Source organism: Labrys sp. F242 (assembly GCF_057813875.1).
In genome coordinates this window covers 1,966,898-1,984,349 of record NZ_JBVASG010000001.1, presented here as the reverse complement: position 1 = coordinate 1,984,349, position 17,452 = coordinate 1,966,898, and the positions used below count along the sequence as shown (strand labels likewise).

Sequence of the window (17,452 nt, the reverse complement as noted above, 5' to 3'; positions counted from 1 at the left end):
CGTGTCGCGATTCTTGTCAAGGTGAGCCCGAGCCAGGGGATGATGGCGCGCAGCCATGCGTTCCGGCAAGTTCTTTCCAACGATTCGAGGCTGCCATGTCCATCATCCCGTCCCTGAGCCGCGAAGAAAGCTGGATGCGCAAGTCCGCGCTCCACTATCTCGGCCAGCGATCGACCAGCGTCGCCAATCTCCGCCAGGTCTTGCTGCGGCGGGCGCGTCGCAAATTGGACCCGGAAATCGAAGTCGCCGAAATGATCGAGCGCACGATCGATTATTGCAGGCAGCTTGGTTTCATCGACGATGCCAGTTTCGTGGAGGCCCGCCTTCATGCCGGGCGCAGCCGCGGCTTTTCCGCCCGCAGGATCGGTGCCGCCCTGGCGGCCAAGGGGGTTGATCGCACCTTGGTGGCCCAGGCCCTTGCGGGGGAGGACCGCGATGCAGCTGAAGAAAGAGCCGCTGCCCGGCTGGCACAGCGCCGGCGCATTGGCCCCTGGCGGCGGACCGACCGCGATGCCGAGCTCGAGCGGGAGATTGCGATATTGGCACGCGGAGGCTTTGCTGTCTGGCTGGCCCGCCGCATCGTTACCGCGGATCCCGACGAAATCCGTGCTCTTCTCGAGGTTTGAAATCTTGCATCGGCCGGGTGCGGCGTGTTTTGTATGATGAATACAGTCCTCTTGGTGGAATCGGCATGTTCGAACTTTTCTGGCGCGGCGTTGCGATCGGCGTTGGCGCAACGGTCCTCATGGATCTGTGGGCGATCCTGCTGCACAAATTCTTCGGTGAGAACCTGCCCAACTGGGCGCGTGTGGGCCGCTGGTTCTGGCATCTGAAAGAGGGCCGTGTCTTCCATGACGATATCGGCAAGGCCGCACCCTACGCCCATGAATTGGCACTGGGCTGGATCGGCCATTACGTGGTCGGCATTCTCTACGGCGTGATCCTGGTGATCTTCGCTGGTGCGGCCTGGCTGTCCGACCCGACATTCCTGCCGGCCTGGATCCTCGGCATCGTCACGGTGGGGGCCGGCTGGTTCTTGCTGCAGCCCGGGCTTGGCATCGGCTGGGCTGCGTCGAAAACGCCCAATCCCACCAAGGTGCGCCTACTCAATCTGGTCGCGCACACGGTATTTGCGGTTGGCCTGTGGGGGACGGCGCTGATCATCCGCTGATGGGTCAGGGCAGGTCGCGCCACGAAGCGAACAGGGCGGCCTGGCCGTGGCGGTTGCCCGCTTCGTCGATCACTTCCCAGACTGTGGCATTTTCGATGAAGAAGCGTCGGCCGGATTTGGCAATTCGCACGCCGTGATAGTCGGCGATGAATCCCTGCTTCTTGACGGTGTCGAGCAGGCGCTGGCGTTCGTCACGATTCGGAAACTCCGCCGACAGGCGGGAGGGCAACTGCGTCAATTCCTCCCAGTTGTATTCAAAACAATCCTGTACGACCTTGTTTCCATAGATAAAAACAGGATCGGCCCTGGTGTCGTGGGCCAGAAGGCAGAAGGGCGCCTCGGCGTAGAGCCACGCGGCGTCTGCCCGGTCGGCCGGAGGAGCTGGGAAAAGGCCACGCCCTGTCAGGCGACGGAGGCTATGATCGAGCAAAGCGGCGAAATCGGTATTGCCGGCAAGATCCGGCCAGGTCTCGGCGAGCTCAGGGCTTAATGTCATGATCGTATGGCGGTTGTGAGGATGAGGCCGCGCAGCGGGCGCATCGAAGCGGGAGCTGCCGGTTGCACGCACCAAATCTCGTTGCCAGATGACAGCAGGTCAAGCCCGACGGTTGAAATTGATCAGACAAAACTTCCGGCCCGACTTGCGACTGACATGTTAGTCTGTTATCGAGGATTACATATTGAAAATTCGATGGATGACAGGGATGACGCACCAATTTTTTGGCCTTTCGGTGGCATTGGCAACACCCTTCGATGGCGATGGGCAGGTCGACGTCGCCCGTGCCATCCCGCATGCACGCTGGTGCCTCGCCAATGGTTGCGGCAGCGTCACGCTGTTCGGCACGACCGGGGAGGGGGCGTCGATCGCTTCCGCCGAGCGTGAAGCCTTGCTGTCGTCCTTCCTGGCGGATGGCATCGAGGCGCGGCAGATCATGGTTGGCGTGATGGCAAATGCCATTGCCGATGCTGCGGCGCAGGCCCGGCAGGCGCTGGATGCCGGTTGCCGCGGCGTGCTGCTGGCGCCGCCTTCCTATTACAAGGGGCTGAGGGATGACGGCCTGTTTGCCTGGTTCGCTGCCGTGTTTGCGGCGATCGGGCCGAAGGCAAGGGATGTCTATCTCTACAATATACCCTCGGTCACCGCCGTGGAGCTTTCAGTGGCCCTGATTGGGCAACTGAAGCAGGCGTTTCCGGCAGTTGTGGCCGGCGTCAAGGATTCCTCGGGCAATTGGCCGTTCACCCAGGCCCTCCTCGAGGCCCATCGCGATCTCGCCATCCTGATCGGCGACGAGCGAGGCCTGGCGGCCGGCGTGCGCTTGGGGGGGCAGGGGGCGATCTCCGGCATGGCGAATATCTGTCCCGGGCGCATGCTGCCGATGGTTCACGAAGGACGGGACGATGCGGGACTGATCGCCCTCGTCGACGAACTCGTCCACTATCCGGTCATCCCGGCGGTCAAGGCCCTGGTTGCCCATCGCACCGGTGATGCGGCATGGTCGACCACAAGGGCGCCTCTGGTGGCGTTGCCGGAGCAGGATGCCAAGAGGCTGGCCGGCTTGTTCGACCGCATCGAGCAGACGAAGGCGGCTTAGAGACGCACTAAAACAAGGAGCTGGAGCAAATTGCGATTGGGAAAAATCGCATTTTTCTCCAGGCCAGGGAGGGACGGATGGAGGAGGGCGGCGAACCGCTGCGATTGCGGGAAAAGGCTTATGCCAGTTTCACCCGCCATTTGTTGGCGCGCGATGTTCGTCCCGGCCAGTTCGTATCCCAACGCGAGTTGGTGGCGCTGACTGGCCTGCCGCTCGGGGCCATCCGCGAACTCGTGCCGCGCCTGGAGGCGGAGGGCCTGCTCTCCACCATCCCCCAACGTGGCATCCAGATCGCCCATATCGATCTCAGCCTCATCAAGGATGCCTTTCAGTTCCGGCTATTCCTGGAAAAGGAAGCCATCGCGCTCTTCACCGTTTCGGCTTCCGATGGCTTGCTGGCGAAGCTGCGCCATGAACATGAGGACATGCTAGCCAGGGGACTGTCGGAAGATTTGGCGCCCGAGATGGTGGAGCAGGCGCAGGCGATCGACTGGAACCTGCACGACACCATCATCGACTCAACTGGTAACGAGATCATCGCCAAGGCCTACCGCGTCAATTCGATCAAGATGCGCCTGATCAACCAGGAGCGTTTTCGCATCGATGGCCGGGTGGTGCCGGTGATGCGCGAGCATCTGGCCATTCTCGCTGCCATCGAGAGCCGCGAGCCGCAAAAGGCGGTGGACGCCATCGCCGAACACATCAACAACGCCCGTGCCCTGGCGCTGAAGGTTTAGCGCCAGGACGATCCACAAGACAGACGATCCAAAAGAAGCTTTGGGAGGAGGAACCTATGAGTTTTGATTTGTTGAAGCCGTCGCGCCGGCAATTCCTGGCCGGTTCCGCCGCACTCGGCGCTGCTGGTCTGGCGGGTATCCGGCCGGCCTTCGCGGCTGTCGACTGGAAGAAATATGCCGGCACCACGCTCGAAGTGAACCTGATCAAGAGCCCGCGCGGCGATACGCTGCAGAAATACCAGAAGGAATTCGAGGAACTAACCGGCATCAAGGTCAATGCCGAGCAGACGCCCGAGCAGCAGCAACGCCAGAAGGCCGTCATCGAGCTGACTTCAGGCAAGCCGAGCTTCGATGTCATCCATGTCAGCTACCACGTGCAGAAGCGCCAGTTCGAAAAGGCCGGTTGGCTGGCCGATCTCGGACCGTTCCTCAAGAACCCGGAACTGACGGATCCTTCTTTGGTCGAGAGCGATTTCGCCGCCGCGGGCCTCGCCTTCGCCAAGGACAAGAATGGTCGCTTCGGTGCACTGCCCTTCTCGGTGGATTACTGGATCGTCTATTGGAACAAGGATCTGTTCGCCGCCAAGGGGCTGGAATATCCCAAGACCTTCGAGGAGATGGTCAAGGCGGCAGAAGCCATCACCGATGCCAGCAACAACATTGCCGGCTTCGTGGCGCGCGGCGCCAAGAATGCCAATGTGCCGGTGTGGACCAGCTTCCTGCTCGGCCATGGCAAGAACCCCGTCGGCGCAGACGGCTCGCTGCAGACCGATTCCGCCGAGGCCATCGAGGCGGCCGCGCTCTATCAGCGCCTGATGACCAAGTCGGCTCCGCGCGGCGTCACCGGCTTCAACTGGGCCGAATGCCAGTCCGCCTTCCTGCAGGGCAAGGTCGGCATGTGGCTCGACGGCGTCGGCTTTGCCCCGCCGCTGGAGAATCCGCAGAAGTCTCGCGTCGTCGGCAAGGTCGGCTATGGCGTGATGCCCAAAGGGCCGGCGACACAGGCCTCCGCCACCTTCGGCGATGGCATCGGCGTTACCGAGGCCTCGGCCAAGAAGGAAGCCGCCTATCTCTATTGCCAGTGGGCGATTTCCAAGGAGATGGGTGCGCGCTTGTTGCAGGCTGGCGCGGGCGTGCCGTTCCGCAGTTCGATCCTGAACGACGCCAAGGTCCGTGAAGGCGTCACCATGCCCGGAAGCTGGGTCGACTGTGTCGCGCAGTCGGCGCCGATCAGCCAGCTCGGGCTTCCCGTGATCATTCCGGTGACCGAGTTCCGCGATATCATCGGCGTGGGCCTGACCAATCTGCTCGGCGGCGGCGATCCGGCGGCGGAGATGAAGAAGGCGACGGAGGCCTTCAAGCCCGTGCTCGCCCGCAGCGAGGCGCAATGAGCGTCGAAAGCCCAGCCAGATCTTCTGCTCAGGCGATGGCTCCCGCCCAGGCGGCTGACAATGGTTCCGGCCCCCTGCGGCCGGGCTACTGGCCCTTTATTCTGCCGGCACTGGTGCTCGTATCGGCGGTGATCGTCTTTCCCTGGCTGTTCACCATCGGTATGAGCGCCAATGCCTGGCAGGTCGGATCAGCGCCGCGCTTCGTCGGGCTCGAGAACTATATCCGCCTGGCCGGCGACATGCGGTTCTGGGAGTCGATGTGGCACACGCTCACCTACACCGTGCTCTCAGTGGTGGCGCCCCTGATCCTGGGCACGCTGGCGGCCCTGGTCTTCGATTCGAAGATGCCGCTACGCGGCGTGCTGCGCGGCATCTTCGTGATGCCGATGATGGCCACGCCCGTCGCGGTCGCCCTGGTCTGGACCATGATGTTCCATCCCCAACTCGGCGTCCTGAACTACCTCTTGTCGCTGGCGGGCATTCCGCCCCAGGCCTGGATCTTCGAGCAGGGCACGGTAATTCCCTCCCTGGTGCTGGTAGAAACCTGGCAGTGGACGCCGCTCATCATGCTCATCGTGCTCGGCGGACTGGCCTCGATGCCGCGTGAACCCTTCGAAGGCGCTGAGATCGACGGTGCCAATGCCTGGCAGAAATTCCGCTACATCACGCTGCCGATGATCCTGCCCTTCATGATGATCGCGGTGATCATTCGTTCGATCGACGCCCTCAAGAGCTTCGACATCATCTATGCCATGACACAGGGCGGCCCGGGCACGGCCTCGGAGACCATCAACCTCTATCTCTACAACGTGGCCTTCTCCTACTACGACATCGGCTACGGCTCGGCGATCGCCGTGGTGTTCTTCGTCATCATCATCCTGATGTCACTGGTGCTGCTGCATCTGCGCCAGCGCGCGAAATGGAACACCTGAGGACAAGAAGATGAAGGCTTGGATGATGAAGTTTCGGACGATGACCTTTCGACGTCTCTTGCGTCTCGCCGGCACGTTGTTCCTGGGCTTCGTCGTGGTGTCGCCGGCGCTGCTCTTTTTCATCTGGATGCTGTCGCTATCGCTGAAATACGAGATCGACAACGGCGCCTATCCACCGATTCTGATCCCCGAGCAGTTCGCCTGGTCGAACTACACCGAGATCTTCGCCACCAACGATTTCCTGCGTTATTTTTGGAACAGTGTGGTCGTCACAGGCGCGGCTACGGCGCTGGCGCTGATCGTCGGCGTACCGGCGGGCTACGGCATTGCCCGCATCAAGGCCGACAAGGCGGCGATGGTGATCATGATCGCCCGCATGACGCCGGGCCTGTCCTTCCTGATCCCGATGTTTCTCTTGTTCCAGTCGCTCGGCCTGCTCGGCACGCTATGGCCGCAGATCATCATCCATCTGGTGGTGACGATCCCGATCGTGATCTGGATCATGATCGGCTATTTCGAGACGACGCCGCTGGAGCTGGAGGAAGCGGCCATGATCGACGGCGCCTCGCGCTGGCAGATCTTCTACAAGGTGGCACTGCCGATCGCCAAGCCCGGCATCGTGGTCTCGCTGATCCTGGCCGTGATCTTCTCCTGGAACAATTTCGTCTTCGGCATCGTGCTGGCCAGCCGCGAGACGCGCACGCTGCCTGTCGCCGTCTACAACATGCTGTCCTTCGAGCAGGTGAGTTGGGGGCCGCTCGCCGCCGCAGCGCTTGTGGTGACGCTGCCTGTGCTGTTGCTGACTTTGTTCGCGCAGCGCCAGATCGTCGCGGGCCTAACGGCCGGGGCGGTGAAATAGGTGGTTTCGATATGAGTGCTTCAGGCACGGTGATATGAAAAGAAAACCCGGCGAGATGGCTCGCCGGGTTCGACTTTTCAGCAACAGGAACGGGGCGACTCAAGCCTGCCCGATCGGCGGAATGCGCAGGACCCAGCCGGGGAGGATGTGGTCGGGGTCCTTGACGGGCGGCGTGTTGGCCTTGACGATCTCCTTGTAGAGATTGCCCTTGCCCTTGCCATAGTGCTTCTCGGCAATGGCCCAGAGCGTGTCACCCTTCACGACCGTATACATGGTCGAGGGCGTTCCGGGGGCGTTGACGCCGAGCTGGCTGTCGACCTGCGCCACGCCATTGTTGTTGCCGGCGGTGAGAATGATCTTCTCGGCGACTTCCTGGGAGGGAGCCACGCCACCCAGGACGACCTTGTCTCCGTCCACCGAAACCTGCAGGCCATCGGCCTTGAGGCCGGCTTCCTCGATCTGCTTTTTCACCAGCGCGGCAACATCGGTCGGAGCTGCCGCCGGCGCTGCCTCGGCCTTGCTCGAACCGAACATCTTATGGCCGGCGTCCTTGATGAAATTGAACAGTCCCATGTTCACTCCAGGCGTATCAGGCAAAATTACCTAAAGATAGGCTAGCATGGAACGGTTGTGCGGTCACACAGATTCGAGGCAAACGGGCCCGGCAAGTGCAGCGTCTGTCGAAGCGATCGCCTGCGCAGTCAAGCCCAACGTCAAACGCCTGTCTTCGTGGTGAAGCGATCGCGGGCGGGCCGATCTCGCACGCGAATACTGGCTCGGCAGGAGTTGAGCGACGAGTTCCGGGATGATCATGGCATTCCCGGTACGATGCCGAAACAGTCCGAAATCAGCGATGGATGGCGATAGCGCGAGCCGGAAAGCCAGAACCTCCTTTCGCCTTCGGCCAACTTGCCATGATCAGGGCGCCGACCTCCGGCACATCATCGAGATTGGCGAGCAATTCGACCTGCCAGCGGTCGCGTGACAGCACATAATGTTCGAGGCCGAAATCGCCCTTCGATGTCGCCACGCCGGGATCGGTGTCGATCTGCTCGTGGCCGATGGCGGCGATTTCCCGCCTTTCGAACAGCTCTTCGAGCACCGCCCGCGACCAGCCGGGGCAATGGGAAACGCCGTCTGCCGAGCGGTTGTAGAAGCGTTCGCTGTCCGGCCAGCGGCTTGACCACCCCGTACGCAGGGCAACGAAGCAGCCTGCGGGGATACGCCCGTTACGCTCTTCCCAGGCCGCGATGTCGCTCAGCTCCGGTGTCGCGTCGGGGCTGGCGGCAACTCTGTGCCGGATATCCAGCACCACCAGAGGCAGCAGCATTTCGGAGACCGGCAGATCGTCCACGGCGCGCCCGCCCTCGATGAAATGCACGGGCGGATCGACATGCGTGCCCCATTGCCCGACGAAGGCGTAGCGATGCACCTGGAAGGCATCGCCCTTGGGGTAGTCGAATACGACCAGGCGCTCCTCGTCCGGAAAGGTGGAGAAGCGTGGCTGCCCAGGGTGGAAGGCGTGGCTCAGATCGGTGAAGATCGCGCCGGCGAAGGCGGCGCGATAGACCTCCCAGAGGGGAAGGGGCGTGGCCATGTCAGGGCTCCGCGACGAAGGATGGCGCGGCTTCGCCAGCGAGCGTGAGCTTGCCGCCCTTGACGCCGATGACCGAGACCGACTTGTCCGGCACCGAGATATTCGGGCGGTAGGTGATCGTACCCGTCACGCCGTCGAGACCGGAGGTGGCCGCAAGCGCATCGTGGATCTTAGCAGGTTCGGGCGCGCCGGCTCGCTTGACGGCATCGGCCATCAGTTTCACCGCATCGTAGCCGAGTGCGGCAAAGGCATTTTCCGGCACGGTGTTGTAGGCCTTCTGGTACGCATCCATGAAGGCTTTCACCTTCGCGCTGGCGCCATCGCCGATGAAGGCGTGGGTGGTGAAATAGGTATCGTTGGCCGCCTCGCCGCCGACTTGCAGCAGCAAGGGCGTGTCATAGCCATCGCCGCCGACCACCGGCAGGGTGATGCCGGCCTGGCGTAACTGCTTGAGGATGAGGCCGATCTCCTCGGCATTGGCGGCCGCATAGATGAAGGCCGGCTTCTCGGAAAGCGCCTTGATCTTGGCGATCTGGGCGGTGAAGGTCTTGTCGCCGATCTTGTAGCTGTCCTTGCCGACGATCTTGCCGCCGCCATGCTCGTAAGCCTTGACGAAATAGTCGGAGAGCAGGGTGGTGTATTCGGTGCCGATATCCGTCAGCAGATAGCAGGTCTTGGCGTTCAGCGTCTTGAGTGCGAATTCCGCTCCCACGGCGGCCTGGACATTGTCGCCGAAGGCGGCGAGGAAGACCTGGTTGCCGAGCTGAGCCGGCAGCTTGGGCGAGGTGGCGCCGGGGGTGACGAACGGAATTTCCGCCTTCTGCACCTGGGGCCCGATGGCCAGCACCGAATCCGAATCCGCAAAGCCGATGATGCCGACGACCTTGTCGCTGTCGATCATCTGGCTGGCGACGGTGGAGATCACGGTGGCGTCGGATTTGGAATCATAGATCACCAGTTCGATCGGCCGCCCCAGCACGCCGCCGGCGGCGTTGATCTCCTGCGCTGCCAGCTTGGCGCCGTTCAGCATGGGGCCGTCGAGCGAGGCCTGCACACCGGTGAGATTGGCCGAATAGCCGATCTTGATCGGATCGGCCGCGAGGGCCGGGCCGGGGATCGCCAGTATGGCGGCGGCCGACAGGCCGAGGGCGAGGGTTCTGCGTCTGCTCAACGTCAACATCTGGTCACCTCTCAATTGATGGATTGTTCGCCGATGTTTTGGTCGCCCCGAACGTCAATTCGCGGTCGCCCATGATCCCCTTCGGCCGGAAGATCATGATCAGGATGAAGAGGATGCCGAGCACGATCTGGCTCGCCCCGAACAAAGGCGGCACCGCTATGCCGAGCAGGCTGAAGCCACGCTCGGCCGAGCGCAGCATTTCCGAAAGAAGGGAGACGCAGACAACGCCGATCAATGCACCCGAAAGGGAACCCATGCCGCCCAGGACGAGCATGGCGATCAGGTTCAGCGTCATGGCGAAATAGAAGGTGATCGGCGAGAAGGAGCCGAGATAATGGGCATAGAGCGAACCGCCCACGCCAGCGAAAAAGGCTCCGATCACGAAGGCGATCAGGCGCGTGCGCAGCACGCCGATGCCGATGGCGCCAGCGGCGATGGTGTCGTCCCGCACCGCCATCATCGAGCGGCCAAAGGGGGAATAGACGAGGCGCGCCAGCAAGAGCAGCGTCACCACCAGCCAGGCCATCACCCAGGGCAGATTGGTCTGCAGCGGCACGCCGGTGAAGGTGCGCGAGCCGCGGGTGAAGTCCGCTGCGTTGATCAGGACGACATTGACGATGATGAGAAAGCCCATGGTCGCCACAGAAACGAAGTAGCCCGACAGGCGCATCAGGGGATAGCCGACGATCACCGCGAGCAGGGCCGTGAACAGGCCGGCGGCCAGGGTTGCCGGCAGGAAGGGCAGGCTGAAGCCCGACAGCAGGGCCGGCAAATGCGGCAGCAAGGCAGCCTTTTGCTGCACCGTCAGCGACAGGATGCCCGAGGCATAGGCCCCCGCGCCGACGAAGCCGACATGGCCCAGCGAGAACACGCCGGTAAAGCCGTTGCTGAGCGAGAGCGAGAGTACCAGCACCGAATTGAGTGCGATCAGGATGAGTATGCGGGTGAAATAGTCGCTCAGGACAAGGGGGGCGCTGATGGCGACCACGGTGGCGAGAGCGATGCCGATCGCAGCGGTGAGCGGAAGGCGCAGGCCTGCTTTCATAGCTTGATCTCGCGATTGGGCTGCAGCAGGCCGCCGGGACGGAACAGCAGGAAGGCTATCAGCAGGCTGAAGACGATGGCGTCGCGATAGGGTGTCACCGCATCGGGCAGGAAGGCGACGATGAAGATCTCGAGGGCGCCGAGCATGTAGCCGCCGACGAGGGCGCCGGCGATCGACCCGAAGCCGCCGATGATCGCCGCGACGAAGGCCTTCAGCAAGGGCGTGAAGCCCATCTGGGGCTGGACGACGCCGGCCTGCGCCGCCCAGAGCACGCCGGCGAGCCCGGCATAGGCGGAGGCCACCACGAAGGCGATCACGATGACGCGGTTGACGTCGAGGCCGACGAGATGGGCGGCCGACATGTCCTCGGCCGCCGCCCGCATGCCGAGCCCGACGGTGGTGCGGGTGATGAACCACCCCAGCCCCAGCAGCGAGAGGAAGGAGAGGGCGATGGTCAGGATGTTGATGTTGGTGAAGGTGATGGCACCATCGGCCAGTTGCCAGGAACCGTTGAGCAAATCGGGCAGGGGAAAATTGCGCGGCGAAGAGGTGAAAGCCAGGATGCCGAGATTTTCAAGGATGTAGGTGACGGCAAGGCTGGTCAGCAACCGGGTGACGTCGGGTGCGTTGCGGATGGGCCGATAGGCGACGCGCTCGATCACGAAGCCCGCCAGGGCCGCAGCGAGGATGCCGCAGAGCATGGCGAGGGCGAAAGGCATGCCGGTCGCGCCGAGGATCACGGTGGTGAAGGCACCCACCATCATCACGTCGCCATGGGCGAAATTGGTCAGCCGCAGCACGCCGAAGACGATGGACAGGCCCACGGCGACCAGGGCGTAGAGGCTGCCGAGGCTGATGGCATTGATGACCTGCTGGAGGACATATTCGAACCCGTTCATTCGTCCGCCCCCAGATAGGCCTGCGCGACGCGGTCATTGGCCGTCAGCTCGGCCGAACTGCCCGACAGCACCACGCGGCCGGTGCGCAGCACATAGGCCCGGTCGGCCAGTTCCAGGGCGATGGCGATGTTCTGCTCGACCAGGAGCATGGTCATGCCCTGACGCTTGAGCTCGGCCAGCGCATCGAAGATGTGGCGGACCAGCAGGGGAGCGACGCCGAGCGAGGGTTCGTCGAGCAGAAGGAGGCGAGGGGCCGCCATCATGGCGCGAGCGAGGGCAAGCTGCTGCTGCTCGCCGCCAGAAAGCGTGCCTGCCAATTGCGTCAGGCGCTGCTTGAGAATGGGGAACAGGGCGAACATGCGTTCCAGGTCACGGACGATGCCGTCGCGATCATGCCGCGTGCAGGCGCCGAGGCGCAGATTGTCGGCCACCGTCAGGCCGCCGAACAGGCGCCGACCCTCCGGACTATGCGAGATGCCGATCCGCACGATCTCGGCCGGAGGAAGGGTTGCGATGGCCCGGCCCGCGAAGGTGATGCTGCCGGCCCTCGGACGATTCAGGCCGGAGACCGTGCGTAGCGTCGTGCTCTTGCCGGCGCCGTTGGCGCCGACCAGGGCGACGACTTCACCCTGGCCGACATCGAGGGACACGCCCTTGAGTGCGCGTACCGCGCCAAAATTGACTTCGAGCCCGTCGATCCGGAGCAAAGGGGAGAAAAAGCGGGCATCAGGCATGGCCGAGATAGGCCTCCCGGACCCTGCTATTGCTGCGCACTTCCGCCGGCGTGCCCGTGCAGATGACCTCGCCGGTGGCCAGGACCTGGATGCGCTCACACAGATTCATGATCAGATCCATGTCGTGCTCGACGACCACGACCGCGATGCCGTAGCGATCCCGGATGGTGCGGATCAACCCGGCCAGCACCCGGGTCTCGTTGGAATCGAGGCCGGCGGCGGGCTCATCGAGCAGCAGCAGCCGTGGCTGCGTCGCCAAAGCGCGGGCGATTTCGAGACGACGCTGGTCGCCGTAGGGCAGGGCGGACGCCGGCTGCAGCGCCTGCGGCTTGAGCGCCATCAAATCGAGCAATTCATCGGCGGTGTGTTGGGCGGCGGCGAGGCGAGCCCGAAAGCGTGCGCCGCGCAGGATCGCAGCAAACGGGCCAATGGGGTGACGAAGCTGGGCTGCGGCCAGTACATTGTCCCGCACGCTCAGCGAGCCGAACAGGCGCGATCCCTGAAAGGTGCGGGCGATGCCCCGTTCGACGATGGCAGCGGTCGACAGCCCGGCGATCGACTGGCCCTGGAACTCGATCGTGCCGGCATTGGGCCGCGAGAAGCCGGTTACCAGATTGAAGAAGGTGCTCTTGCCCGATCCGTTCGGGCCAATGATGCCGACGATCTCGCCGGCCCGTACGCTGATGGCCTGATTGCGCAAGGCGACCAGGCCCCGGAAGGCCTTGGTGAGATCGGCCGTGCGCAGCAGGGGCGCTGATGGTTCAGCCATCGCCGCGCCTCCGTGGACTCGTCAGTTCTTTTACCAACTCATTGGTACCGGCTTGCCGGCAATAGCCTTTGAAGGCACTCAAGGCCCGCTCGTGGCGCTCGGGCGTGTCGGTCGTGCAGGCGTCGACGGGGCAGACCATGCGAAAGCCGCGATCGGCGCCGTCGCGCACCGTATGGTCGATGCATTGATCGGTCAGGAAACCCGTTACCACGATGGTATCGAGCCCGATATTGCGGATGAGATATTCGAAATTGGTGGAGTTGAAGAGGCTGGACGAGGTTTTCGGCAGCACCATCTCGTCCCGACCGGGCGCGAGTTCGGCGATGACTCGCGTCTGAGGGGCACCGGGCGGGAAGTGAAAGCCGGTCTGCTTGTAGTCGAGGCTGCGGTCGCGCCCGTCCTCGGTCAGGCTGGCGATGACGGTATAGATGATCTCGGCGCCCGCTGCCCGGCCGGCAGCCAGCAGGCGCGCGATGTTGGGAATGGCGACGTCGCGGGCCGAGCGATAGAAATGGGGGCGTGCCGCCTCCGCTTGTGCGTTGAAGATGCCATCCTGGGTGTCGATCACCAGGATCGCAGTGCGGGTGGGATCGAGAGCTGCCTTGCGATCGGGGATCATCGGCCGGTCTCCACGCCGAAGCGCGCATAGGCTGCCGTCAGAATGGGAGCGAGGCGCTCCGCCCAGGCGGCTTGGCCGGATGCCTCGGCGATGAGGTCCTGGCGGATCTCGAATTCGACATAGGGCAGCCGCCGTTCCTCGCCATGAACAGGCACGGAATAATCCTCAGCCATGTTGACGCCGTAGGGTTGGTTGCGCCCGATCACGAGATCGCTCTGATCGGCCAGTTCGGCGAGGACCAGGTCCGAGAATTGCCTGTTGTCGTGATAGCAAAGGCCGACATGCCAGGGGCGCGGTGCGGGAGCGGCCCGGAGCGAGGGCGTGAAGCTGTGCATCGACACCAGGATCAGGGGCAGGCCGGCCACCAACTTGTGGTCGATGTGGGCGGATATCTCGGCATGATAGGGATCGACGATCTCGCGGATGCGGGCCCGGCGGTCATCGGCCGTCGGATCCTGGTTGGCCGGCACCAGCGTTCCATCGGAAATAGGCGCGATGAAGCTGGGCGAACCGAGCCGGCGGTTACACTCGGCGACCAGACGCGAATAGCGCTGGAATATCAGCGGCGCCTGCAGACGATCGGACAGGCCTATGCTCACGCCCAGGATGCCGATGTCGATGCCGATATGGCGCTCGAGTTCCGATTGCGGCAAACCCAGCCCAGCCAACGCGGCGGGAACTGCATTGCCGGCATGGTCGCAAATGATCAAGAAGGGGGAGGATGCCTCACCATTATGCAAGCCGACCGGCGGCGGATCGCCAGCGGCGAGCAGGCCTGTTGGGGCAGGGCGCTGGGGCGAAGTCATCAATAGGCCCTCGCATAAAGGGCGCAGAGTTCTTCCAGGCCCGTATCGCCGGCCATTTCGATCTCGCCGCGCTTATGCATGAGATAGGCCTTGGTCAGGACTGGGCCCAGCCAAGCGACGGCGGCGGTGTCGGCTTCCAAGGCGTCCAGGGCTTCGCCGAGGCTGCGTGGCAAGTCGTCGATGCCGCGCTCAGCACGCTCCTCGGCACTCCAGCGCCCGGGATCGCCGCTGGAGATGAAGGGGGCGGGCAGGGCTCCGCGTATGCCTGAAAGTCCTGCAAAGACCAGCATAGCCAGTTGCAGATAGGGGCTCGCAGTGGCATCGGCGCCGCGATATTCGATGTTGTAGCGCTTGGCGACGTCGACGCCCTCGATCTCGGGATAGGGGCAGATTCTCAGGAGCGCCTCGCGGTCCCGATCGGCGAGATTGGCGTAATAGGCCGACCAGGAATGCGGCTTCAGCCGCTCATAGGAAATCACGCTGGGCGCGGTGATGGCGCACAGGGCCCGGGCGTGCCTGAGGATGCCGGCACAGAAGGAAGCAGCGATCTCGCTCAATCCGGACGGGCATCCGGTGCCGTGGCAGACCGGCTTGCCGGCAAGATCGGTCAGGCTGAAATGGATGTGAACGCCATTGCCGACGATGCCCGGCGTCACCACCGGCGAGAAACTGGCATGGCTACCGTGGCGGCGGGCCAGCGAGCGGCAGATCTCGCGGAGCTTCACCGCCTGGTCGGCCGCCTTCAGGCCTTCTGCCGGGTCGATGGTGATCTCATACTGCCGTGGGCCGTATTCAGGCAGGAAGGTATCGGGGGCAATATCGTTGGCGCGCAAAGCCGCCAGGAAGGAGCCGATGAAGCCCTCCATGCCCCTGATGCTGCTGGCGGCGTAGGAATCGCCCGGACGCTCTTCACCGGCGCCGTACCAGAATTCATGCTCGAAGCTGGCGATGAGGCGCAGGCCCGCTTCCGCCTCGAGCGTGGCGAGGGCGCGCTTGAGCAGGCCGCGCAGGCAGCAATCCCAAGGTTCGCCCGCCATGGTCTGGATGTCGCCGAGGATGATGTGCTCGGTGGGCGTGCCGTCGTCATAGGGCAGGCGGATATCCCCGCCCGGCTGTGGCACCAGCATGAGGTCGCCTTCCGCACCGAAGGGGGTGGCGGGGATGCGGCCGAAGCAATTGATCATGATGTTGGTCGGGGTCCAACCGACACCGAAACGGCGGCGGTTCTCCAGATCGGTGGCTGGAAATCCCTTGCCTCGGACCTGACCGGCAATGTCGCTGCAGCAGACCGTGATGACGCTTTCAGGCCTTGTCGCCATTGGCGTGTCGTTCCCCTGTTTTTATTGGGACGAACGCTAGCACGCGAGAATTATTTCTTACAAGATGATGTTAATAGCGGTGATGCCGTAATTTTTAGCAAAATGAGAAAACGTCACGGGAGCAGCTTCTGCCGTACGCCTTCGATGGTTTCGAAGCGAGCCCTGGCAATCGACCATTGCCGGGAATCGATTGCAAGCGCGACTGCTTCCACCAGGGCGATCACGCCGATCAAGCTGTCCCAAGGCGAGGGGACGTCGACGCGCGCCCTCAGCACGATGTCGGCGACCTGGGCGGCATCCGACATCCATTGGTCCGTGAAGAGGGCGACCACGGCTTCACGGCTCTTGGCCACCTCCGCCGTACGCACCGTGTCGGCCTGATAGCGGCGAATGTCGAACAGGATAACGACGTCCTTGCGCCGAAGATCGGCAAGTTCGTCGGCGCGTCGCATCAGCGCCGAGGAGAACAGCCTTACCTTGCCGCGAAGCTTGCGCAGGTGGAATTCGAGATGCCGCGCAGCCGGTTCGGTGAAATCGCCGCCGAGCAGGAAAACCTGACGCCTTTCATCGATGAGAATGTCCACCAGGCGTGCCAGTTCCGCCTCGTTGATCATGGCAATCGAACCCTGCACCGTCTCGGCCAGGGCGCCGCTGAATTCGATGAGCGCCGATGTCGAGGCATCGGCATGCGGACGCGTCAGCGGGAATTCGGCCTGGGCTTCCATTTCCTCGCGCAGCGCGCGCCGGAAGTCGGCATAGCCTGGAAATCCGAGCTTGGCCACGAAGCGCAGAATGGTGGGAGAACTCACCTTGGCTCTTTCGGCAAACAGAGCCACCGTCTCCATGCCGGTGGTGGGATAGCGGGCGAGGAGGGCGCGCGCCGCCCGCTTTTCAGCATCGCTCAGGGACGGCATGGTCGCTGCGACACGATCGGCAAGCGTCGTGCCGGTCTGGGGCAGGGCGGCTTTCGGGGGCTCCATGGCGATACCTCTTCTCGACGTCCATGCGGAGGCCATTGTCTTTCACAATGCCTCGGTACAGGATAGGCCAATTACCAGCAAAGCCGTAATTTGAATTACAACGAAACAACCCCTTCCCGCGAGGACTTCATGGCAGGCCTTCCAGCCATTGACGCGCCGGGCGGTGCCTACCGGGAGCGTGAAATCGTTCCGGCCCGAACGGCACTGCTCAATGTCGACATGCAGAATGGCGAGTTCAACGAGCAGATCCTGGCTCGGGCACGCATGCCCGATACGCCGGAAGCGGCAAAGCAGGCCTTTTACGAGCGTATCGACAGCGTGGTGATCCCTAACCAGGCTCGCCTCCAGGAAGCGGCGAGGGCCGCCGGCATCGAAGTGATCTTCACCGTGCTTGAAAGCCTGACCCAGGATGGGCGCGACCGCAGCCTGGACCACAAGATTTCGGGCTTGAATTTCCCGAAGGGTTGCTGGGAAGCGCAAGTGATCGAGGCTGTCGGCCCCAGGGGCGATGAAATCATCATCCCCAAGACTGCGTCCGGCATCTTCAATGCCACCAATATCGACTATGTGCTGCGCAATCTCGGCGTGGAATTTCTGGTCATCTATGGGGTTGTCACCGACCAGTGCGTCGAGTCCGCCATACGGGACGCCGCCGACCGCGGCTTCCTCGTGACCCAGGTCGAGGATTGCTGCGCGGCCGAGACACCCGAGAACCATCTTGCATCGATCGAGAGCATGGGCGGTCATTATTGCCGTACGCGCAGCACCGACGAGATGATTGCCGAAATCAGGCGCTTGTCGAGTCGTAATGTCGCATAAATC

At 63.2% G+C, this 17,452-nt stretch carries 20 protein-coding genes; 8 read left to right on the top strand and 12 right to left on the bottom strand.

The features are described from left to right. Positions 1-95 precede the first annotated feature (95 nt). The gene (locus ACZYTC_RS09290; protein ID WP_488989395.1) at positions 96-626 is read left to right on the top strand and encodes a regulatory protein RecX; all 531 of its coding nucleotides are present in this window, start codon (positions 96-98) and stop codon (positions 624-626) included. 65 nt (positions 627-691) lie between these two features. Beyond that, positions 692-1,171: a DUF2938 domain-containing protein gene (locus tag ACZYTC_RS09285; protein ID WP_488989394.1), complete on the top strand. Its 480-nt coding sequence runs from the start codon at positions 692-694 to the stop codon at positions 1,169-1,171. A gap of 4 nt (positions 1,172-1,175) precedes the next feature. Here the strand turns inward: ACZYTC_RS09285 and ACZYTC_RS09280 are convergent, their stop codons facing one another. Further along, complete coding sequence (locus ACZYTC_RS09280; protein WP_488989991.1) at positions 1,176-1,667, bottom strand: MEKHLA domain-containing protein; 492 nt, start codon at positions 1,665-1,667, stop codon at positions 1,176-1,178. A gap of 208 nt (positions 1,668-1,875) precedes the next feature. Here ACZYTC_RS09280 and ACZYTC_RS09275 point away from each other — a divergent pair, with 208 nt between their 5' ends. From ACZYTC_RS09275 to ACZYTC_RS09255, 5 genes are all read left to right on the top strand, one after another. Further along, complete coding sequence (locus tag ACZYTC_RS09275; protein WP_488989393.1) at positions 1,876-2,763, top strand: dihydrodipicolinate synthase family protein; 888 nt, start codon at positions 1,876-1,878, stop codon at positions 2,761-2,763. A 77-nt stretch (positions 2,764-2,840) separates the two neighbouring features. Then, a complete protein-coding gene (locus tag ACZYTC_RS09270; RefSeq protein WP_488989392.1) occupies positions 2,841-3,500 on the top strand; it encodes a GntR family transcriptional regulator in 660 nt (219 codons plus the stop codon). 56 nt (positions 3,501-3,556) lie between these two features. After that, entirely contained in the window at positions 3,557-4,891 is a 1,335-nt protein-coding gene (locus ACZYTC_RS09265; protein ID WP_488989391.1) for an ABC transporter substrate-binding protein, read from the top strand. Positions 4,892-4,926: 35 nt separating this feature from the next. After that, positions 4,927-5,823, top strand: a complete 897-nt coding sequence (locus tag ACZYTC_RS09260) for a carbohydrate ABC transporter permease (RefSeq protein ID WP_488989990.1) — start codon at positions 4,927-4,929, stop codon at positions 5,821-5,823. Positions 5,824-5,863: 40 nt separating this feature from the next. Continuing rightward, positions 5,864-6,682 carry a carbohydrate ABC transporter permease gene (locus ACZYTC_RS09255; protein ID WP_454813899.1) on the top strand — a complete coding sequence of 273 codons (819 nt, stop codon included), beginning with the start codon at positions 5,864-5,866 and terminating at the stop codon, positions 6,680-6,682. 99 nt (positions 6,683-6,781) lie between these two features. On the opposite strand, the gene lysM is transcribed toward ACZYTC_RS09255, so the two are convergent. From lysM to ACZYTC_RS09200, 11 genes are all read right to left on the bottom strand, one after another. Then, positions 6,782-7,255: a peptidoglycan-binding protein LysM gene (lysM, locus tag ACZYTC_RS09250; protein WP_441773002.1), complete on the bottom strand. Its 474-nt coding sequence runs from the start codon at positions 7,253-7,255 to the stop codon at positions 6,782-6,784. 274 nt (positions 7,256-7,529) lie between these two features. Continuing rightward, positions 7,530-8,279 (bottom strand): cyclase family protein, encoded by a 750-nt coding sequence (locus ACZYTC_RS09245; RefSeq protein ID WP_488989390.1) that lies wholly within the window; start codon positions 8,277-8,279, stop codon positions 7,530-7,532. Between the two features lies 1 nt (position 8,280). Then, positions 8,281-9,459, bottom strand: coding sequence for an ABC transporter substrate-binding protein (locus tag ACZYTC_RS09240; protein WP_488989389.1), 1,179 nt, complete (start codon positions 9,457-9,459; stop codon positions 8,281-8,283). A gap of 4 nt (positions 9,460-9,463) precedes the next feature. Beyond that, entirely contained in the window at positions 9,464-10,504 is a 1,041-nt protein-coding gene (locus ACZYTC_RS09235; protein ID WP_488989388.1) for a branched-chain amino acid ABC transporter permease, read from the bottom strand. Further along, the gene (locus ACZYTC_RS09230; protein WP_434956368.1) at positions 10,501-11,403 is read right to left on the bottom strand and encodes a branched-chain amino acid ABC transporter permease; all 903 of its coding nucleotides are present in this window, start codon (positions 11,401-11,403) and stop codon (positions 10,501-10,503) included. The genes ACZYTC_RS09235 and ACZYTC_RS09230 overlap by 4 nt, the downstream gene beginning before the upstream one ends. Next, entirely contained in the window at positions 11,400-12,137 is a 738-nt protein-coding gene (locus ACZYTC_RS09225; RefSeq protein WP_488989387.1) for an ABC transporter ATP-binding protein, read from the bottom strand. The genes ACZYTC_RS09230 and ACZYTC_RS09225 overlap by 4 nt, the downstream gene beginning before the upstream one ends. Next, positions 12,130-12,906, bottom strand: a complete 777-nt coding sequence (locus tag ACZYTC_RS09220; RefSeq protein WP_488989386.1) for an ABC transporter ATP-binding protein — start codon at positions 12,904-12,906, stop codon at positions 12,130-12,132. The genes ACZYTC_RS09225 and ACZYTC_RS09220 overlap by 8 nt, the downstream gene beginning before the upstream one ends. After that, positions 12,899-13,525: a cysteine hydrolase family protein gene (locus ACZYTC_RS09215; protein ID WP_488989385.1), complete on the bottom strand. Its 627-nt coding sequence runs from the start codon at positions 13,523-13,525 to the stop codon at positions 12,899-12,901. The genes ACZYTC_RS09220 and ACZYTC_RS09215 overlap by 8 nt, the downstream gene beginning before the upstream one ends. Beyond that, the gene (locus ACZYTC_RS09210; protein ID WP_434956372.1) at positions 13,522-14,331 is read right to left on the bottom strand and encodes an N-formylglutamate amidohydrolase; all 810 of its coding nucleotides are present in this window, start codon (positions 14,329-14,331) and stop codon (positions 13,522-13,524) included. Before ACZYTC_RS09210 ends, ACZYTC_RS09215 begins: the two co-directional genes overlap by 4 nt. After that, positions 14,331-15,650, bottom strand: a complete 1,320-nt coding sequence (locus ACZYTC_RS09205; RefSeq protein WP_488989384.1) for a type I glutamate--ammonia ligase — start codon at positions 15,648-15,650, stop codon at positions 14,331-14,333. Before ACZYTC_RS09205 ends, ACZYTC_RS09210 begins: the two co-directional genes overlap by 1 nt. A 113-nt stretch (positions 15,651-15,763) precedes the next feature. Next, a complete protein-coding gene (locus tag ACZYTC_RS09200) occupies positions 15,764-16,630 on the bottom strand; it encodes a MurR/RpiR family transcriptional regulator (RefSeq protein WP_441772995.1) in 867 nt (288 codons plus the stop codon). Between the two features lie 129 nt (positions 16,631-16,759). Here ACZYTC_RS09200 and ACZYTC_RS09195 point away from each other — a divergent pair, with 129 nt between their 5' ends. Further along, positions 16,760-17,449, top strand: a complete 690-nt coding sequence (locus ACZYTC_RS09195) for a cysteine hydrolase family protein (RefSeq protein WP_441772994.1) — start codon at positions 16,760-16,762, stop codon at positions 17,447-17,449. Positions 17,450-17,452 lie beyond the last annotated feature (3 nt).

What these genes read in the sequence shown, in the direction of transcription:
- ACZYTC_RS09290 (WP_488989395.1), top strand. Translation starts at nt 96, where the DNA reads ATGTCCATCATCCCGTCCCTGAGCCGCGAAGAAAGCTGGATGCGCAAG.
- ACZYTC_RS09285 (WP_488989394.1), top strand. Translation starts at nt 692, where the DNA reads ATGTTCGAACTTTTCTGGCGCGGCGTTGCGATCGGCGTTGGCGCAACG.
- ACZYTC_RS09280 (WP_488989991.1), bottom strand. Translation starts at nt 1,667, where the DNA reads ATGACATTAAGCCCTGAGCTCGCCGAGACCTGGCCGGATCTTGCCGGC.
- ACZYTC_RS09275 (WP_488989393.1), top strand. Translation starts at nt 1,876, where the DNA reads ATGACGCACCAATTTTTTGGCCTTTCGGTGGCATTGGCAACACCCTTC.
- ACZYTC_RS09270 (WP_488989392.1), top strand. Translation starts at nt 2,841, where the DNA reads ATGGAGGAGGGCGGCGAACCGCTGCGATTGCGGGAAAAGGCTTATGCC.
- ACZYTC_RS09265 (WP_488989391.1), top strand. Translation starts at nt 3,557, where the DNA reads ATGAGTTTTGATTTGTTGAAGCCGTCGCGCCGGCAATTCCTGGCCGGT.
- ACZYTC_RS09260 (WP_488989990.1), top strand. Translation starts at nt 4,927, where the DNA reads ATGGCTCCCGCCCAGGCGGCTGACAATGGTTCCGGCCCCCTGCGGCCG.
- ACZYTC_RS09255 (WP_454813899.1), top strand. Translation starts at nt 5,864, where the DNA reads ATGACCTTTCGACGTCTCTTGCGTCTCGCCGGCACGTTGTTCCTGGGC.
- lysM (WP_441773002.1), bottom strand. Translation starts at nt 7,255, where the DNA reads ATGGGACTGTTCAATTTCATCAAGGACGCCGGCCATAAGATGTTCGGT.
- ACZYTC_RS09245 (WP_488989390.1), bottom strand. Translation starts at nt 8,279, where the DNA reads ATGGCCACGCCCCTTCCCCTCTGGGAGGTCTATCGCGCCGCCTTCGCC.
- ACZYTC_RS09240 (WP_488989389.1), bottom strand. Translation starts at nt 9,459, where the DNA reads ATGTTGACGTTGAGCAGACGCAGAACCCTCGCCCTCGGCCTGTCGGCC.
- ACZYTC_RS09235 (WP_488989388.1), bottom strand. Translation starts at nt 10,504, where the DNA reads ATGAAAGCAGGCCTGCGCCTTCCGCTCACCGCTGCGATCGGCATCGCT.
- ACZYTC_RS09230 (WP_434956368.1), bottom strand. Translation starts at nt 11,403, where the DNA reads ATGAACGGGTTCGAATATGTCCTCCAGCAGGTCATCAATGCCATCAGC.
- ACZYTC_RS09225 (WP_488989387.1), bottom strand. Translation starts at nt 12,137, where the DNA reads ATGCCTGATGCCCGCTTTTTCTCCCCTTTGCTCCGGATCGACGGGCTC.
- ACZYTC_RS09220 (WP_488989386.1), bottom strand. Translation starts at nt 12,906, where the DNA reads ATGGCTGAACCATCAGCGCCCCTGCTGCGCACGGCCGATCTCACCAAG.
- ACZYTC_RS09215 (WP_488989385.1), bottom strand. Translation starts at nt 13,525, where the DNA reads ATGATCCCCGATCGCAAGGCAGCTCTCGATCCCACCCGCACTGCGATC.
- ACZYTC_RS09210 (WP_434956372.1), bottom strand. Translation starts at nt 14,331, where the DNA reads ATGACTTCGCCCCAGCGCCCTGCCCCAACAGGCCTGCTCGCCGCTGGC.
- ACZYTC_RS09205 (WP_488989384.1), bottom strand. Translation starts at nt 15,650, where the DNA reads ATGGCGACAAGGCCTGAAAGCGTCATCACGGTCTGCTGCAGCGACATT.
- ACZYTC_RS09200 (WP_441772995.1), bottom strand. Translation starts at nt 16,630, where the DNA reads ATGGAGCCCCCGAAAGCCGCCCTGCCCCAGACCGGCACGACGCTTGCC.
- ACZYTC_RS09195 (WP_441772994.1), top strand. Translation starts at nt 16,760, where the DNA reads ATGGCAGGCCTTCCAGCCATTGACGCGCCGGGCGGTGCCTACCGGGAG.